We start from the raw sequence: 17,084 nt of genomic DNA, 5'->3' as shown, positions 1-17,084 counted from the left end.
GAACCGTCCGCCTTGACGCGGATCTTGACGTTGTAATCGACCACCCGCTTGACCGGGACGAGGATCTTCATCGGAAACGGTCCTTATATGGTCGGATATGGCGCGGGCCGCGCTCAGGCGCGCAGGATCTTGCCCGGATTCATGATGTTGTGCGGATCGAAGGCGCGCTTCAGCGTCGCCATCATGTCCAGCTCGACCGGCGACTTGTAGCGCGGCATCTCGTCGATGCGCAGCCGTCCGATGCCGTGCTCGGCGGAGATGGAGCCGCCGAGGTCCACCACGATGTCGTGCACGATGGCGTTGACCGTCGCCAGCTTCGCCTTCCATTCGACCGGGTCGCCGCCCTCCGCCTGGATCGGGTTGAAGTGGATGTTGCCGTCGCCGAGATGGCCGAAGGCGAAGGGGCGGATGCCCGGACATTCCCGCTCCAGCGCCGCGTTGGCGCGGTCGAGGAAGCGCGCCACGCGGGAGATCGGCACCGACACGTCGTGCTTGAAGGACACGCCCTCGCGCTTCTGGCCTTCCGGGATGCCCTCGCGGATGCGCCACAGCGAATCGGCCTGGGCCTTGGAGGCGGCGACGACGCCGTCCAGGACCTCCCCGGCCTCCATGCCCGCCTCCAGGATGCCTTCCAGCATCTCCATCAGGCGGTTGCCGCCGTCCTGGTCGGCCAGCTCGACCAGCACGTACCAGGGGTAGCGGTCGCGCAGCGGGTCGGGCACGTCCGGCACGTGGCGGCGGGCCACGTCGATGCAGTCGCGCTGGATCAGCTCGAAGGTGATGATGCGGTCGCCGGCCACGCCCTTGGCGCGGGTCAGCAGGTCGACGGCGTCGCTGGGGGCCGACACCGCGACCAGCGCCGTGGCGGTGGCGCGCGGCAGCGGCGACAGCTTCAGCACCGCGGCGGTGACGATGCCCAGCGTGCCTTCCGACCCGATGAAGATCTGCTTCATGTCGTAGCCGGCGTTGTCCTTGCGCAGCCCGCGCAGCCCGTCCCAGATCCGCCCGTCAGGCAGCACCACCTCCAGCCCGGCGACGAGGTTGCGCATGTTGCCGTAACGCACGACCTGCACGCCACCGGCGTTGGTGGCGATGTTGCCGCCGATCTGGCAGGAGCCCTCGGCGGCGAGGCTCATCGGGAACAGCCGGCCGATGTCGCGCGCCGCGTTCTGGATGTTGGCGAGGATGCAGCCGGCCTCCACCGTCATCGTGTCGTTGTCGATGTCGATTTCGCGGATGCGGTTCAGCCGGTTGGTGGAGATGACGATCTCCGACCCGTCGGCGTGCGGCTGGCTGGCCCCGGTCAGACCGGTGTTGCCGCCTTGGGGCACGATGGGCGTGCGCGTCTCCGCGCAGATGCGCACCACGGCGGCCAGCGCCTCGGTGCTGTCGGGCAGCACCACGGCGGGGGAGCGGCCGACCCAGCCGTCGCGCCAGGATTCCATGAAGGGCTGCATGGTGCCGGGATCGGTGATCAGCCCGCGGTCGCCGACGATGGCGTGGATGGGGGCGAGCACGGCCGTCGCGAAGTCCGGCCGCCCGGTGATCAGGGTGTCGTTGGACAAGAAGGCTCTCCCTGGGCTTCGGTTCGGCGTCACAGCGCGCGATAGGCCGTCTTGATGATGGTGTAGAACTCGATGGCGGAGCGTCCCTGCTCGCGCGGGCCGTAGCTCGACATCTTCCGGCCGCCGAAGGGGACGTGGTAGTCGACGCCGGCGGTCGGCAGGTTCAGCATGGTCATGCCGGCCTGGATGTTGGCCTGGAAGTGGCGGGCGTGCTTCATCGAGTTGGTGATGATGCCCGACGACAGGCCGTAGTCGGTGTCGTTCGCCACATGCAGGGCCTCCTCGTAATCCTTGACGCGGATGACGCTGGCGACCGGGCCGAACACCTCCTCCCGGTTGATGGTCATGGCGTTGCCGGTCTCGGTGAACAGGGTCGGGGCGAGGAACCAGCCGCGTGTCGGCCGATCCAGCCGCCCGCCGCCGGAGGCCAGCCGGGCGCCTTCCTTCAGGCCGGTGTCGATGTATTGCAGGTTCTTGGTCAGCTGGAACTCGTCGATGACCGGACCGATCTGCGTCTCCGGCTGCAAAGCATGGCCGACGCGCAGCGCCGCCATCCGCTCCGTCATCGCGGCGACGAAGGCGTCGTGGATGGAATCCTCGACGATGAAGCGGCCGGTGGCGGTGCAGCGCTGGCCGGCGTGGAAATAGGCGCTGTTGACGCCGATCTCGGCGGCGCGCTCCGGGTCGGCGTCGCCCAGCACGACCAGCGGGTTCTGGCCGCCCAGCTCCAGCTGGACGCGGATCATCCGCTCCGCGCAGCGCACGGCGATGCGCCGCCCGGTGTTGACCGACCCGGTGAAGGACACGGCGTCCACCGCGTCGACCACGGCGGCGCCGACGTTCGGGCCGGCGCCGATCACCAGATTGAACAGCGCGGCGGGCATGCCGTGGGCCTCCAGCGCCTCCGCGATGAGGCGGGTGACGGCGATGGAGATGCCGGGGGTCTTTTCCGACGGCTTCCAGATCACCGCGTTGCCGAAGGCCAGCGCTGGGGCGATCTTCCACATCGGCGTGGCGACCGGGAAGTTCCAGGGCGTGACGAGGCCGATGACGCCGACCGGCTCGCGCGTCACGTCGACCTCGACGCCGGGCCGGACCGAGCCCAGCGTCTCGCCTGGCGCGCGCAGCGCCTCGGCGGCGAAGAAGCGGGCGAGGTGGGCGGCGCGGGTGATCTCGCCCAGCGCGTCGGGGATGGTCTTGCCGCCCTCGGTCGCGGCGATGAGGGCCAACTCGTCCTTACGGTCGAACAGCGCACGGGAGATGGCGTCGAGCACCAGCGAGCGCTGCTCCACCGTGGCGGCGCGCCATTGCGGCTGGGCGCCGCGCGCCGCGGCCACGGCCTCCGCCACGTCGTCGGCGCCGGCCAGGGAGTAGGAGCCGGCCAGCGTGTCGAGATCCGACGGGTTGAAGATGTCGAGCCGGTCGCGGCCCGGACGCCAGGAGCCGGCGATGAAGTTGGTGATGCGATCGGAAGCGGGGGACATGTCGTTTTTTCTCCGGGGACGTTCTTTGGTGGCGCTGGTCCTTGCCCCCACCCCGGCCCTCCCCCGCTGTCGCAGGGGAGGGGGATTTTCGCGAAGCGGCGGGAGGGCCAGGGTGGGGGCAAATGCGCTCAGGCGCGCGCCACCCGCTCCTTCAAGGCGGTCAGCGCCCACAATGTTTCGATGGTCGGCACCGGCACGCCGCGGCGGCGGGCCAGCTCCAGGACGGTGGTCACGATGGGGTCGATCTCCATGCTGCGCCCCGCCTCGAAATCCTGGAGCATCGACGGCTTGTGGCCGGGCACGCCGCTGCCCCGGCTCAGCCGCTCGTCGATGTCGTCGGGCAGGGCGACGCCCCAGGCATGGGCGACGTTCAGGCATTCGCGCATCAGCCGGCCCTGGACGGCGGCCATGCCGGGGGCCTGCTCCATGGCGCCCATGGTGGCGCCGGTCAGCACGCTGGTCGGGCCGACCGCCATGTTGAGCATCAGCTTGCTCCACAGCGGCACGCGGATGTCGGCGGGCAGGCGGGCGGTGGCACCGGCCGCGTTGAAGGAGTCGGCCAGGGCCGCCAGCTTTTCCGCGTGGTCGCCGGGTCGGGGGGCGCCGAAGGCCAGCACCGGCAGGGCGGTGTGGGCGACGACTCCCGGCTCGACGATGCGGGCGGGCAGCACCTCCATCACGCAGGCGGCGACCCGCTCCGGCCCGATGGCCGACCAGATGGCGCCGCCGGGATCGACCACCTCCAGCGGCTCCGGCGTCACGTCGTCCCCGGCGCCGTACAGGTACCACCAGGGGATGCCGTTCTGCGCCGCCACCACCAGCGTGTCCGGCCCGCACAGGGCGGGGAAGGACGCGGCCAGGGCCGGCAGCCCGTGCCCCTTCACCGTGACGATCACCACGTCCTGCGGGCCGAGGTCGGCGGCGGAGTCGCTGGCCCGCGGTCGGCTGGTCAGCGTTCCCTTCGGCGTCTGCACGGTCAGCCCGCCGTCGCGGATCGCGGCGAGATGGGCGCCGCGGGCCAGCAGCGACAGCTCGTGCCGGCCCGTGGCGGCGAGATAGCCGGCCAGCGCGCCGCCCACGGCCCCGGCCCCTACGACGGCGATGCGCATGTCGCTCTCCCTCTCTCGGTCTTGGTCTCGATCTCGATCACTTGAATTCCAGCGGCGGCAGGTCGTCGTTCAGGTCGCCGCCGAGGCCCTTGAACTGTTCCTCGATCTGCTTGTCGTCGAGCTTGGCGGCGGTCGACTTGTAATGCATGACCATCTGCGGGAAGGCGATCACCAGTGCCACCATGACGAGCTGGATGACCACGAAGGGCACCGCACCCCAGTAGATCTGGCTGGTCAGGACGGGAGCCGTCTCCTTCTTCGTGATGCGGTCGATGTAGGGCAGCTTCGGCGCCACCGAGCGCAGGAAGAACAGCGAGAAGCCGAAGGGCGGGTGCATGAAGCTGGTCTGCATGTTCACCGCCAGGATGATGCCGAACCACACCAGATCGATGCCCAGACGATCCGCCGCCGGGGCCAGCAGCGGGATGACGATGAAGGCCAGCTCGAAGAAGTCGAGGAAGAAGGCCAGCAGGAAAACCATCACACTGACGGCGATCAGGAAGCCCATCTGGCCGCCGGGCAGGGAGACCATCAGCTCCTCGACCCAGATGTGGCCGTTGACGCCGTAGAAGGTCAGCGAGAACACCCGCGCGCCGATCAGGATGAACAGCACGAAGGACGCCAGCTTGGCCGTCGCGTAGGTCGCCTGCCGCACCATGTCGAGGTTCAGCCGCTTCTTCATGGCCGCCAGCGCCAGCGCGCCGACGGCGCCCATGGCGCCGCCCTCGGTCGGGGTGGCGAGGCCGACGAAGATGGTGCCCAGCACCAGGAAGATCAGCGCCAGCGGCGGCACCATGACGAAGGTCGCCTGCTCGGCCATGCGCGAGATCAGGCGGCGGCCGCTCGTCCGCTCCACCACCGCCACGGCCAGGGCGTAGAGCGCGCCCGCCGCGACGGAATCGCCGACCAGCGCCAGGGTGGTCCACCCGTTCACCGTCAGCCACGCCGCCCCCGCCGTCAGCGCCGCCGTGGCGACGGTCTGCAGGACGAGGCGCTGCGCGCCGAAGCCGCGGTTGAAGGCGGCCGCCAGGAAGGCGACCAGCACCGCCACCGACAGCAGCAGCACGACGTAGTCGGCGCCGGACTTCACGTCGGTGCGGCCCATCACCCAGGTGGCCACCGCGCCCGCGAACAGGGCCAGCAGGCCGAGCTGCCAGACGCCGCGCGTCCCGTTCGGCTCGCGGTGGGCGATGGCCTCCGGCGGCAGGCCGGGGGCGGCCTTGGGCCAGATCATCGAGACGACGAAGACGTAGAGGGCGTAGAGGCCCGACAGCAGCAGGCCGGGGACGAAGGCGGCCTCGTACATGTCGCCGACCGAGCGGCCGAGCTGGTCGGCCATGACGATCAGCACCAGCGACGGCGGAATGATCTGGGCCAGCGTGCCCGACGCCGCGATGACGCCCGACGCCAGGCGGCGGTCGTAGCCGTAGCGCAGCATGATCGGCAGCGAGATCAGGCCCATGGAGATCACCGACGCGGCCACCACGCCGGTCGTCGCGGCGAGCAGCGCGCCGACGAAGATCACCGCGTAGGCCAAGCCGCCGCGGATCGAGCCGAACAGCTGCCCGATGGTGTCGAGCAGGTCCTCGGCCATGCCGGACCGCTCCAGCACCAGACCCATGAAGGTGAAGAAGGGCACGGCCAGCAGCACGTCGTTGTTCATCGTGCCGTAGACGCGCTCCGGCAGCGCCTGGAACAGGTCGGGGCGGAACAGCCCGATCTCGATGCCGATCAGACCGAACAGCAGCCCGTTGGCGGCCAGCGCGAAGGCCACCGGATAACCCAGCAGCAGCATGCCGACCAGCGTGGCGAACATGATCGGCGCCATGTTGTGGCCGAACCAGCCGCGCCAGCCGTCCTGTTCGGCGAGCGCCGCGGCGCCGGGCACCGGCAGCACGTAGAGCGCCACGGCGACCACGGCCAGCAGCACCAGGGAGATGACGGACAGCCGGACGGCGCGCGGCGAAGGGGTGGGGGAGGTCGTGCTCATCGCGCGGTCACCGGCTGGGAAGGGTGTCGGGGTGGGAGGTGCGCTCGCGCTCGGCCGCCAGCAGCCGTTCCGCCTCGGCCTCGGCCGCCGCCAGATGGCCGCCGGCCCGATGGTTGGGGTCCTCCAGGTGGCCGGACATGATCGCGGCGCGCTTGGCCAGCTCGGACAGGCCCTGGATGAACAGCACGGTGAATCCGAATGGAATCAGCATTTTCGCCGGCCATTGCGGAAGGCCGCCGGCGTTCATCGACTGTTCCTCGATCGCGTAGGAGGCGATGGCGAAGGGCCAGGAGGTGACCATCATCACGAAGCTGAAGGGCAGCAGGAACGTCAGATGGCCGAACAGGTCGATGGTGTCGCGGGCGCGCTTGCCGAGCTGCGCGTTCACGATGTCGATGCGGATGTGCTCGTCCTCCTTCAGCGTCCAGGGGGAGCAGAGCAGGAACACCGCGGCGAACAGCACCCATTGCAGTTCCAGCCACGAATTCGAGCTGACATCGAACGTCTTGCGGACGACGGCGTTGACGGCCGACACCAGGATCGCCAGCACGATCAGCCAGGATATCGCCTTGCCCAGCCGCGCGGTGACCGCGTCGACCAGCCGGCAGGCCCCGACCAGGGCCGTCATGAAGGGGGAAGCGTTGGGGGTCGGCATGGTGGGCAGGCCCTCCGGGAAAAGCCGGTCGCGCGGAACGCGACGATGCCACGGCCGGGGAGCGGCGGCCCCGCTCCCCGGTCATGGTTGACGAGGTGCCGGATCAGCGCCGGGCGAGGCGGAGGACGGCGCTGTCGTAGGCGTATTCCGACGCCTGGTTCCACAGGTTCGAGTCCGTCTGGAAGCGGCGGTAGCTCTCGTAGAACTTCTTGAAGGTCGGGTTCTTGTCCGACAGTTCGTCGTAAAGCTCCATGGCCGCCTTGTGGCTGGCCTGCAGCACGTCCTGCGGGAAGGCGCGCAGCTTGGCGCCCTTCTCCACCACGCGCTTCAGCGCCGCCGGGTTCAGCACGTCGTAGCGCGCCACGCTGTCGACGTTGGCGAGCGCCGCCGCCGAGGTCAGCGCCGCCTGGTAATGCTTGGGCAGGCTGTTCCAGCGGTTGGTGTTGATGAAGAAATGCTGGAGCGAGGTGCCGTCCCACCAGCCGGGGTAATAGTAGTTCGGCGCGATCTTGTAGAGGCCGAGCTTCTCGTCGTCATAGGGGCCGTTGAACTCGGCGGCGTCGATGGTGCCGCGCTCCAGGGCCGGGTAGATGTCGCCGCCGCTGACCTGCTGGGGAACGACGCCCAGCTTGGACAGGATCTGGCCGCCGAGGCCGGAGATGCGGAACTTCAGACCCTTGAGGTCCTCCGCGCTCTTGATTTCCTTGCGGAACCAGCCACCCATCTGGGAACCGGTGTTGCCGCCGGCGAGCGCCTTCAGATTGTGGCCGGCGTAGAACTCCTCCAGCAGCTTGCCGCCCTCGCCATGGTAGAACCAGGCGTTCTGCTGGCGGGTGTTCAGGCCGAAGGGCAGGCAGCAGCCGAAGGCGAAGCTCGGGTCCTTGCCGACATAGTAGTAGGACGCGGTGTGGGCCATCTCCACCGTGTCGTTGCTGGCGGCGTCGAGCGCCTGGAGCGCCGGGACCAGCTCGCCGGCGGCGAAGACCTGGATCTGGAACTTGCCGTCGGTGGCCTCGGCGATGTTCTTCGCCAGCACCTCGGCGCTGCCGTAGAGCACCTCGATGTTCTTCGGGAAGCTGGACACGCAGCGCCAGCGGATCGTCGGCTCCGACTGGGCAATGGCCGGGGCGGCGAGGGTGGAGGCGCCGGCGACGACGGCGGCACCCTTGAAGAATTGACGGCGCTTCATGTGGATCTTCCTCCCGAGATTTTTGTTGCCCGGACGAGCCGATGCCGGTCCGAGGCGCTTGGTCCCCGGTCGGTGGCCGGGGAGGGTGTGGTGACCCTGACAGTGGATCAGGCGGCCGCACAGCGGAATGCGTTTTGCCGGCATATCAGCCATAAGCGCGGCAAGCCATCAGCGACACGAACGGTTTCACCCGAAACCCGCGCGATCCCGCCCCAACCGGTGCGGGCGCGGACGGTTTGCTATGCCCGCAATGAATATCTGTTACAGGCACGCCATGCGCTCCGCGCGGCGCGATGGGTCGATAAGCTGGAGGCAACTGGTCTTCGACCGCCATCAAACCGACGGATGTTCAATCGCATGAACGGTGTGCGCCATGTCTAGGCCGTCCTCCCCGCTCAACGCCGCCGGAGCCGCCTATCTTGAAGCGTTGCAGGAACGCTTCCGCGAGGACCCCGCGTCGGTGGACGTGAGCTGGCGCGCCGTCTTCCAGATCCTGGATGAGCTGGGCGCCGTTCCCGCCGGGGTGCCCACCGGGATGCTGTCGGGCGATCCGACGGTTCCGCTGCGGCATGAAGAGATCCGCCAGCGCGGCCACGCCGCCGCCGCCCTCGACCCGCTGGGCCGCGCCGCTCCATTGGTCGCCGCGTCCGAGGACGCCGGGACCGCGCGCCTTCGCCGGCTCTACCAGGGCACGCTGACGCTGGAGACCGCGCACATCGACGATCCGGCCCTGCGCTCCTGGCTGCGCGACGCCTACGAGGGGGCGGAGACCGCTCCGCCGGCCGAGGCGCGCCGCCGCGCGCTGGCGCTGCTGACCGCCGCGGAGGAGTTCGAACGGCTGCTCGCCGTCCGCTACCCGACCAAGAAGCGGTTCGGGGCGGAGGGCATGGAGACGCTGATCCCGCTGCTCGACCGCATCCTTGCGGCGGCGGCGGCGGCAGGCGTCACCGAGGTTCAGGTCGGAACCATGCACCGCGGCCGGCTCAGCCTGATGGCCAACGCGCTGGGCAAGCCGCTGGTCGAGCTGTTCGCCGGAATCAAGGGCATGCATCCCTTCCTGGCCGACCCGCCGGTTCCCGCCGACGTGCCTTATCACATGGGGGTGGAGAGCACTCTGTCCTTCGGCGAGCGGTCGCTGTCCCTGACCCTGTCGCCCAACCCGTCGCATCTGGAAGCCATCAACCCGGTCACGCTGGGCCGCGCGCGGGCCCGCCAGGACCTGGAGCGGGCGCAGGGGGGCGACGCCAGGCGGGTGCTCTGCGTGCTGCTGCACACCGACGCCAGCGTGATCGGCCAGGGCAGCGTGACGGAGGCGCTGCAACTGTCCGGCGTTCCCGGCTTCACCGTCGCCGGCACCATCCACGTCATCGTCAACAACCAGATCGGCTTTACCACCGAGCGGGAGGAAGCGCGGACCTCGCTCCACTGCACCGGTCTGTGGAAGGCGGTGGACAGCCCCATCCTGCACGTCAACGCCGACGACCCCGACGCCGCCCTGCGCGCCGCCGACCTTGCCGTGGCCTTCCGGCAGGCGCACGGGCGCGACGCGGTGATCGACCTCGTCGGCTACCGCCGCAACGGGCACAACGAGATCGACGAGCCGCGCTTCACCCAGCCGCTCGACTACAAGGCGATCGATGCCCACCCGCCGGCCCGCGCCCTCTACGCGCAGCGGCTGGCCGCCGATGGGCTGGTCGGCCCCGAGGAGGCGGAGGCGCTGGCCACCGGGCACAAGACCCGCTTCCAGGAGGCGCTGGCCGCGGCCTCCGACCACCGGCCGAACCACGACGGCTTCCCCGGCGGGCGCTGGGCGCCCTTCGCCCCGGCCGGCGCGCTTCCCGCCGAACCGGACACCGGCATCGCCGACGACCGGCTGCGCGGGCTGCTGGCGGCGCTGGCCGCCATTCCCGACGGGCTGGCCGTGGACCGCAAGGTGGAGCGCGTCATCCGCCGCCGCGCCGAGGAGCCGCTGGACTGGGCGACCGGCGAGGCGCTGGCCTTCGCCACGCTGCTGGCCGAGGGGACGCCGGTGCGGCTGACCGGCCAGGACGTGGTGCGCGGCGCCTTCTCGCACCGCCATTTCGCGCTGACCGACACCGTCACCGGGCGCCGCCATGTCAGCCTGAATCACCTGGGTGTGGAGCAGGCGCGGTTCGACGTGGTCAACAGCCCGCTGTCGGAATACGCCGTGCTCGGCTTCGAATACGGCTACAGCCTGGAGCGGCCCGACGCGCTGGTGATCTGGGAGGCGCAGTTCGGCGATTTCGCCAATGGCGCGCAAATCATGATCGACCAGTTCATCGTCAGCGCCGAGGACAAGTGGCGCCAGCCTTCCGGCCTCGTCATCCTGCTGCCGCACGGGCTGGAGGGGCAGGGGCCGGAACACTCCTCCGCCCGGCCGGAGCGCTTCCTCCAGATGGCGGCGCGCGACAACATCCGCGTCGCCCACCCCTCCACCCCGGCCAACTACTTCCACCTGCTGCGCCGGCAGATGCTGCGCCGCGACCGCAAGTCGCTGGTGGTGCTGAGCCCGAAGACGCTGCTGCGCCTGCCGGCCGCCGTGTCGACCCTGGCCGACTGCGCGCCGGGCACCGCCTTCCAGCCGGTGATCGCCACCGCCGGGGCGCGGGTCGAGCGCATCCTGCTGTGCAGCGGCAAGCTGGCCTACGAGCTGGAGCGCGAACGGGCCGAGCGGGGGGCCGAGGCCGTGGCGGTGGTCCGGCTGGAAATGCTGTACCCTCTGCCCGACGCCGCGCTGTCGGCCTTTTTCCGCCGCTGGCCGGGCGCGTCCTGCGCCTGGGTGCAGGAGGAGCCGTGCAACCTGGGCGCCTGGACCTATCTGGACCGCCGTCTGGAGGCGCTGCGCGCGGCCGCCGGCTGCGCCGAACCGCGCGTCGCCTGCGTGGCCCGCGACGAGGCGGCCTCGCCCGCCGGCAGCTTCCACGGCGACCACGAGGCCGACCAGCGCCGGCTGGTCGAGCAGGCCTTCGCCGGGATCGCCGCGTCCCTTCCGCCCCGCGAGACGATCGCGGCGGACTGAACCAGAACAACACCAAAACAACACGCACCGAGGAAACGCGCCATGTCGTCCACCCCAACCTCCAACGGCCCGCTTCCGCTCTCCGGCATTCTGCCCGACCTGCTGTCCACCACGGCGGCGGCGCTCGACGCGGTGGCGCGGCTGGCCGAGGCCGCTGAGCGCGGCGTCGCCGCGCTGGTGGCGCCGGACGGGCGCGTCGACGCGGCAGCACTCGACCGCCATCAGGTGGCGGCGCACGGCTTCGCCTGGGTGGCGACCTACGCCGAGGCGCTGCGCCAGATGCAGGGCTGGGCGGAGCGGCTGGACCGCGCCGGCCGGCTGGGCGAGTTGGAGGCGTGCATGCTCCAGGCTGCCTTCGGCGAGTATCTGGCGCAGCTCGACGGCGGTCTGGCGATGAGCCAGGGCGAGATCGTCCGCCCCGCCGATTTCGGGCTGGACGACGCCGAGCGGGCGGCCTTCCGCACCGAGGCGGTGCGCCGGCTGATCGCCGCCGGCAACGCCTCCGCCCTGCGGCTGCGCATCGCCGAGCTGCTGGCCGACGCGCTGCATGGGGGCGGCTTCGGCGAGGCGGCACTGGAGGACGAGGCGCTCGACATGGTGCGCGAGCAGTTCCGCCGCTTCGTCGCCGACGTGGTGGAGCCGCACGCCCACGACTGGCACCTCAAGGACGAGCTGATCCCGATGCCGGTCGTCGAGCAGATGGCCGAGATGGGCGTCTTCGGCCTGACCGTGCCGGAGGAGGATGGCGGACTCGGCATGGGCAAGCTCGCCATGTGCGTGGTGACGGAGGAGCTGTCACGCGGCTACATCGGCGTCGGCTCGCTGGGCACCCGCGCGGAGATCGCCGCCGAGCTGATCCGCCTGGGCGGCACCGCCGAGCAGCGGGCGCGCTGGCTGCCGCGCCTCGCCTCCGGCGAGATCCTGCCGACCGCCGTCTTCACCGAGCCCAACACCGGCTCCGACCTGGGCAGCCTGCGCACCCGCGCCGTGCCGGAAGGCGACACCTACCGCGTCACCGGGGCGAAGACCTGGATCACCCACGGCAGCCGCTCCGATCTGATGACGCTGCTGGTGCGCACCGATCCGGACGCCCCCGGCTACCGCGGCCTGTCGATGCTGCTGGCCGAGAAGCCGCGCGGCACCGAAGCGGACCCCTTCCCGGCCGAGGGCATGAGCGGCGGCGAGATCCCGGTTCTCGGCTATCGCGGCATGAAGGAGTACGAGATCGGCTTCGACGGCTTCGCGGTGCCGCGCGAAAACCTGCTGGGCGGCGTCGAGGGCCAGGGCTTCAAGCAGCTGATGGCGACCTTCGAATCCGCTCGCGTGCAGACCGCCGCCCGCGCCGTCGGCGTGGCGCAGAACGCGATGGAGCTTGGCCTGCGCTACGCCCAGGAGCGCGTCCAATTCGGCCGACCGCTCGCCGCCTTCCCGCGCGTCGCCGGCAAGCTCGCCTGGATGGCCGTGGAGACGATGATCGCCCGCCAGTTGACCTATTTTGCCGCGCGCGAGAAGGACAGCGACCGCCGCTGCGACATCGAGGCCGGCATGGCGAAGCTGCTGGCCGCGCGCGTCGCCTGGTCGAACGCCGACAACGCGGTGCAGATCCATGGCGGCAACGGCTACGCGGTGGAATATCCGATCAGCCGTGTGCTGTGCGACGCCCGTATTCTGAATATTTTCGAAGGGGCAGCGGAAATCCAGGCCCAGGTTGTGGCGCGCGGCCTGCTCACCCGGCGCAATTGACCGCGAGACACGGCGGAGGACCGGGCAGGACTGACCTGCCAGGACTCCGCTTGTGTCATACCGGCGTATTCGCTATCCGACCCGGAGGCCGAACGACGAGACCTGTCCCGCGATGGAACTTCTGGAACTGCGCTACTTTGTTCAGGTGGCCGACCTTGGCAGTTTTTCCAAGGCGTCGGTCAAGCTTGGCATCACCCAGCCGGCGCTCAGCCGGCAGGTCCAGAAGCTGGAGCACGAGCTGCGCACCAGCCTGTTCTACCGCCATGGCCGCGGCGTCTCGCTGACCCAGCAGGGGCGCAAGCTCTACGACGTGGTGCGCCATCTGCTGGGCGCGCTGTCGGAGATCAAGGAGGAGATCCAGGACCAGTCGGAACGGCTGACCGGGTCGGTCACGCTGGGTCTTCCCCCGTCGATCTGCGCCACGCTGGGGGCGCCGCTGGCCCGCCGCTTCCACGAGAACTACCCCGACGCCACGCTGCGCATCCACGAGGTGTTCAGCGGCACGCTGCTGGAATGGGTCGAGGGCGGGCGGCTCGACCTCGCCGTGCTCTACGACGCCCGGCGCGGGCGCAGCATGCTGTCCTCGCCGCTGCTCGTCGAGAATCTGCTGCTCGTCCAGTCCGCCAAGGACGCGGTGACCGGCGACGACGGGCCGGTCGAGGTGGAGACGCTGGGCGGCCTGCGCTTCGTCCTGCCGGGGCTGGAGAACGGGCTGCGCCGGGTGGTCGACGCCGCGGTGCGGCGGGCCGACATCGACCTTCAGGTCGACATGGAGATCGATTCCGTCACCGCCATCAAGCAGCTGGTGGAGGAGGGCATGGGCTCGACGATCCTGCCCTTCGGCGCCGTGCACCGCGAGGTGCGGCAGGGCCGGCTGATCGCCCGCGAAATCAGCTCGAAGGACATGCACGCCATGCTCGTCACGGCGACGCCGCTGCACCAGCCGGTGTCGAAGGCGACGCGCGCCCTGCTGCGGCTGATCCACGCCGAGGTGGCGAAATGCGTCGCCAACGGCGTGCTGAAGGGCAAGGTCGTCGCCCCCGGCAGCGCCGGGGAGAACAGCGCCCCCTGACTCGATGGTCATGACCCGCTGTGCGGGCTGATAGCAGCTATGACGGATGGTCCATAGCACGGCCGGTGCGGCGCGGATAGCCTCCCCAACACCACATAATCCCTTGGGGAGGAAACAAGAATGACGAAGCGTCTGGACGGCAAGGTCGCCCTGATCACCGGTGCGGCGCAGGGGCTGGGCCTCGCGATGGCCGAGACCTTCGTGCGCGAGGGTGGCCGCGTCGCGGTCGTGGACATCAACGGCGACGCCGCCAAGTCGGTCGCCGAACGGCTGGGCGAGTCCGCCATCGGCATCGCCGCCAACGTGACCCGCACGGCCGATGTCGAGATGACCATCGCCACCACCGTCGAGACGTTCGGGCGGCTGGACATCCTGGTCAACAACGCCGGCTCCACCCACGCCAACGGCCCGTTCGAGAACGTGACCGAGGAGGAGTTCGACCGCGTCTTCGCGCTGAACGTCAAGTCGATCTACCTCTATTCCAAGGCGGTCGTCGCGACCATGCGGGCGCAGAAGTCCGGCGTGATCCTGAATCTCGGCTCCACCGCCGGCCTGCGGCCGCGTCCGGGCCTGGTCTGGTACAACGCGACCAAGGGCGCGGTGCACAACATCACCAAGTCGCTGGCGCTGGAGCTGGCGCCCGACAACATCCGCGTCTGCGCCCTGGCCCCGGTCGCCACCGAGACGCCGCTGCTCGCCACCTTCATGGGCGGCGATACTCCGGAGAAGCGCGCGCGCATGATGGGCATCGTGCCGCTGGGCCGCCTGGGCCAGCCGACCGACGTCGCCAACGCCGCCCTCTACCTCGCGTCGGACGAGGCGGCCTTCCTGACCGGCGTGGTGCTGGAGATCGACGGCGGGCGTTGCGTGTAAGGATTGCATCGGCCTTTGCCCCCCACCCCGGCCCTCCCCCGCTGGGCGGGGGAGGGTGCCTTACGCGGAGTGGCGGCAGTCCCCTCCCCAGCGAGAGCGGGGGAGGGTTAGGGTGGGGGCACCCGTTCACCACGTTGTTTCCATCTGGATCGAGACTCCCATGTCCTCGCTTCTCTCCGATCTGCGTGTCGTCGAGGTGTCGGCCTTCATCGCCGCGCCGCTGGGCGGCATGACGCTGGCCCAGCTGGGCGCCGAGGTGATCCGCATCGACCCCATCGGCGGCAACATCGATTACCGGCGCTGGCCGGTGGCGCCGAACGGCACCAGCCTCTACTGGACCGCGCTGAACAAGGCGAAACGATCGGTGACGCTGGCGCTCGACCGGCCGGAGGGGCGGGAGATCGCCCAGGCGATCATCACCGCCTCGGGCGAGAACGCGGGCTTCCTGTTGACCAACCTGCCGGCCAGCGGCTGGATGGGCTACGAGGCGCTGTCGGCCAAGCGCGACGACCTGATCATGCTGCGGCTGACCGGCAATCCGGACGGTTCCGCGGCGGTCGACTACACCGTCAACTGCGCCAGCGGCTTCCCGATGGCGACCGGTCGCGGCGGCGAGCCGGTGAACCATGTGCTGCCGGCCTGGGACGTCGCCGCCGGCCTCTATCTGGCGACCGGCCTGCTGGCGGCGGAGCGGCACCGCCGCCGCACCGGGCGCGGGCAGGAGGTGACGGTGGCGCTGGCCGACGTGATGCTGGCGACCGTCGGCAACCTCGGCTACCTCGCCGATGTCCGGGTGAACGGCGCCGTGCGGCCGCCGATGGGAAACGACCTCTACGGCGCCTACGGGCGCGATTTCGCCACCGCCGACGGGCGGCGCGCGATGGTCGTCGCCATCTCCAACCGCCAGTGGAAGGCGCTGGGCAAGGCGACCGGGCTGACCGAGCGGCTGGCGATGATCGGCCCGCTGATGGACGTGGACATGAACGACGAGGGCGGGCGCTTCCTGGCGCGCGACGCCATCTCCGCCGTGCTCGCCCCCTGGTTCGCCGCCCGCACCCTGTCCGAGGTCGAGAGCGCCTTCGCCGGGGCGGGGGTGCTGTGGGGGCCGTACCGGGATTTCGGCCAGCTGGTGGCCGAGGACGCGCGCTGCTCCACCGCCAACCCGCTGTTCCGCGAGGTCGAGCAGCCGGAGGTCGGTCCGCTGCTGGTTCCTGGTTCGCCCCTCGGCTTCCCCGGCCTGGGCGAGCGCACCGACCACCGCCCGGCGCCCGTGCTGGGGCAGGACACCGACGCGGTTCTGGCCGACCTGCTCGGCCTGCCGTCCGCCGAAATCGGCCGCCTGCACGACGCCGGCATCGTCGCCTGACCGCGCGGGAATGAGACGACCGGCGCGCGGGCGTGTTGGTGAGGCTTACGGCGGGCCGCATCGGCCCGCCTCATGCCGGAGGATGACGCGATGGGCGACAACCGCAACACCGACTCCCAACCGCAAGCCGAGAACGACCGCGCGACCGGCAAGCCCGCCGACCAGCCGGCGGCCACCAAGGACGAGATGACCAAGGCCCAGGAGGACGCCGCGCGGGAGCGCGCGGACAAGGGCGGCTATCAGTGACCGGCGTCACCTGATCGGCACCAATTGAACGGCAACCGGCCGCGAGTTTGCCCCCGGGCAAAGACGGCGCCCCTGTCCCGCGTCATGGTCCCTTCCGGTCATCACTTCCGGAAGGACAGCGGACATGACGGAAACTGCCGCGCCGACGACGGTCGTCGCTGCGGATGGCGCTGCGGATGGCGCTGCGGATGGCGCTGCGGATGGCGAGGCCGCCGATTGGGGGCCTCTCTCCAGCCTACCCGGCAACCCCATGATGTGGATTCTCATCCTGGGGGAGCTGGCGGCCTTCGGTGCCATGTTCATCGGCTTCGCGGTGACTCGCGCCCTCGACCCGGCGACTTTCGATGCCTCGCAGGCGCAATTGGACCGTCTGCTCGGCGGCGTGAACACCATGGTTCTGGTGACGAGCGGCTGGCTGGTCGCCATCGCCGTGCGGCGCCGGGTCTCGGGCCGCTCCCATCGGGTGGCGATGCTCGGCGCGATGGCCCTCGGCGGCGTGTTCCTCGCCGTCAAGGCCGTCGAGTACGGCGACAAGATCGGCCGGGGCCTCACGCTGGAGACCAACAGCTTCTTCCAGCTCTATTATTTGCTGACCGGCTTCCACGCGATGCACGTCGCCGCGGGGATCGTCATCCTGGGCATCGTCACCTGGTGGGACAGCCTGGAGAATCTGGAGACCGGGGCCGCCTTCTGGCACATGGTGGACCTGATCTGGGTGCTGCTCTACCCCATCGTCTATCTGCTGAGGTGAG

At 70.3% G+C, this 17,084-nt stretch carries 13 protein-coding genes; 7 read left to right on the top strand and 6 right to left on the bottom strand.

Going from position 1 to position 17,084, the window contains the following annotated elements; genetic code table 11:
- Positions 1 to 113: 113 nt before the first annotated feature.
- The 6 genes from JJL56_RS27555 to JJL56_RS27530 form a co-directional block, all read right to left on the bottom strand.
- Entirely contained in the window at positions 114 to 1,565 is a 1,452-nt protein-coding gene (locus JJL56_RS27555; protein ID WP_247891293.1) for an FAD-binding oxidoreductase, read from the bottom strand.
- 29 nt (positions 1,566 to 1,594) lie between these two features.
- Complete coding sequence (locus tag JJL56_RS27550; protein ID WP_200487023.1) at positions 1,595 to 3,049, bottom strand: aldehyde dehydrogenase family protein; 1,455 nt, start codon at positions 3,047 to 3,049, stop codon at positions 1,595 to 1,597.
- Between the two features lie 128 nt (positions 3,050 to 3,177).
- Positions 3,178 to 4,158 carry a ketopantoate reductase family protein gene (locus JJL56_RS27545; protein WP_200487022.1) on the bottom strand — a complete coding sequence of 327 codons (981 nt, stop codon included), beginning with the start codon at positions 4,156 to 4,158 and terminating at the stop codon, positions 3,178 to 3,180.
- 37 nt (positions 4,159 to 4,195) lie between these two features.
- Positions 4,196 to 6,148, bottom strand: coding sequence for a TRAP transporter large permease (locus tag JJL56_RS27540; RefSeq protein ID WP_200487021.1), 1,953 nt, complete (start codon positions 6,146 to 6,148; stop codon positions 4,196 to 4,198).
- A gap of 7 nt (positions 6,149 to 6,155) precedes the next feature.
- Positions 6,156 to 6,803, bottom strand: a complete 648-nt coding sequence (locus JJL56_RS27535; RefSeq protein WP_247891292.1) for a TRAP transporter small permease subunit — start codon at positions 6,801 to 6,803, stop codon at positions 6,156 to 6,158.
- Positions 6,804 to 6,906: 103 nt separating this feature from the next.
- A complete protein-coding gene (locus tag JJL56_RS27530; protein WP_145626188.1) occupies positions 6,907 to 7,992 on the bottom strand; it encodes a TRAP transporter substrate-binding protein in 1,086 nt (361 codons plus the stop codon).
- A gap of 373 nt (positions 7,993 to 8,365) precedes the next feature.
- Between JJL56_RS27530 and JJL56_RS27525 the strand changes: the two genes are divergently transcribed.
- From JJL56_RS27525 to JJL56_RS27495, 7 genes are all read left to right on the top strand, one after another.
- Entirely contained in the window at positions 8,366 to 11,032 is a 2,667-nt protein-coding gene (locus JJL56_RS27525; protein WP_247891291.1) for a 2-oxoglutarate dehydrogenase E1 component, read from the top strand.
- 42 nt (positions 11,033 to 11,074) lie between these two features.
- Positions 11,075 to 12,775 carry an acyl-CoA dehydrogenase family protein gene (locus tag JJL56_RS27520; protein WP_200487020.1) on the top strand — a complete coding sequence of 567 codons (1,701 nt, stop codon included), beginning with the start codon at positions 11,075 to 11,077 and terminating at the stop codon, positions 12,773 to 12,775.
- A 112-nt stretch (positions 12,776 to 12,887) separates the two neighbouring features.
- Positions 12,888 to 13,847: a LysR family transcriptional regulator gene (locus JJL56_RS27515; RefSeq protein WP_200487019.1), complete on the top strand. Its 960-nt coding sequence runs from the start codon at positions 12,888 to 12,890 to the stop codon at positions 13,845 to 13,847.
- A 120-nt stretch (positions 13,848 to 13,967) separates the two neighbouring features.
- The gene (locus tag JJL56_RS27510; protein WP_200487018.1) at positions 13,968 to 14,720 is read left to right on the top strand and encodes a glucose 1-dehydrogenase; all 753 of its coding nucleotides are present in this window, start codon (positions 13,968 to 13,970) and stop codon (positions 14,718 to 14,720) included.
- Positions 14,721 to 14,880: 160 nt separating this feature from the next.
- Positions 14,881 to 16,086: a CoA transferase gene (locus JJL56_RS27505; RefSeq protein WP_200487017.1), complete on the top strand. Its 1,206-nt coding sequence runs from the start codon at positions 14,881 to 14,883 to the stop codon at positions 16,084 to 16,086.
- A 90-nt stretch (positions 16,087 to 16,176) separates the two neighbouring features.
- A complete protein-coding gene (locus JJL56_RS27500) occupies positions 16,177 to 16,332 on the top strand; it encodes a hypothetical protein (RefSeq protein ID WP_200487016.1) in 156 nt (51 codons plus the stop codon).
- Between the two features lie 124 nt (positions 16,333 to 16,456).
- Positions 16,457 to 17,083, top strand: coding sequence for a cytochrome c oxidase subunit 3 family protein (locus tag JJL56_RS27495; protein ID WP_200487015.1), 627 nt, complete (start codon positions 16,457 to 16,459; stop codon positions 17,081 to 17,083).
- Position 17,084 lies beyond the last annotated feature (1 nt).

This window comes from Azospirillum aestuarii, from assembly GCF_016632405.1.
GTDB lineage: Bacteria > Pseudomonadota > Alphaproteobacteria > Azospirillales > Azospirillaceae > Azospirillum > Azospirillum aestuarii.
The sequence above is the reverse complement of the archived record's forward strand: the minus strand, read 5'-3'. Positions and strand labels throughout refer to the sequence as shown.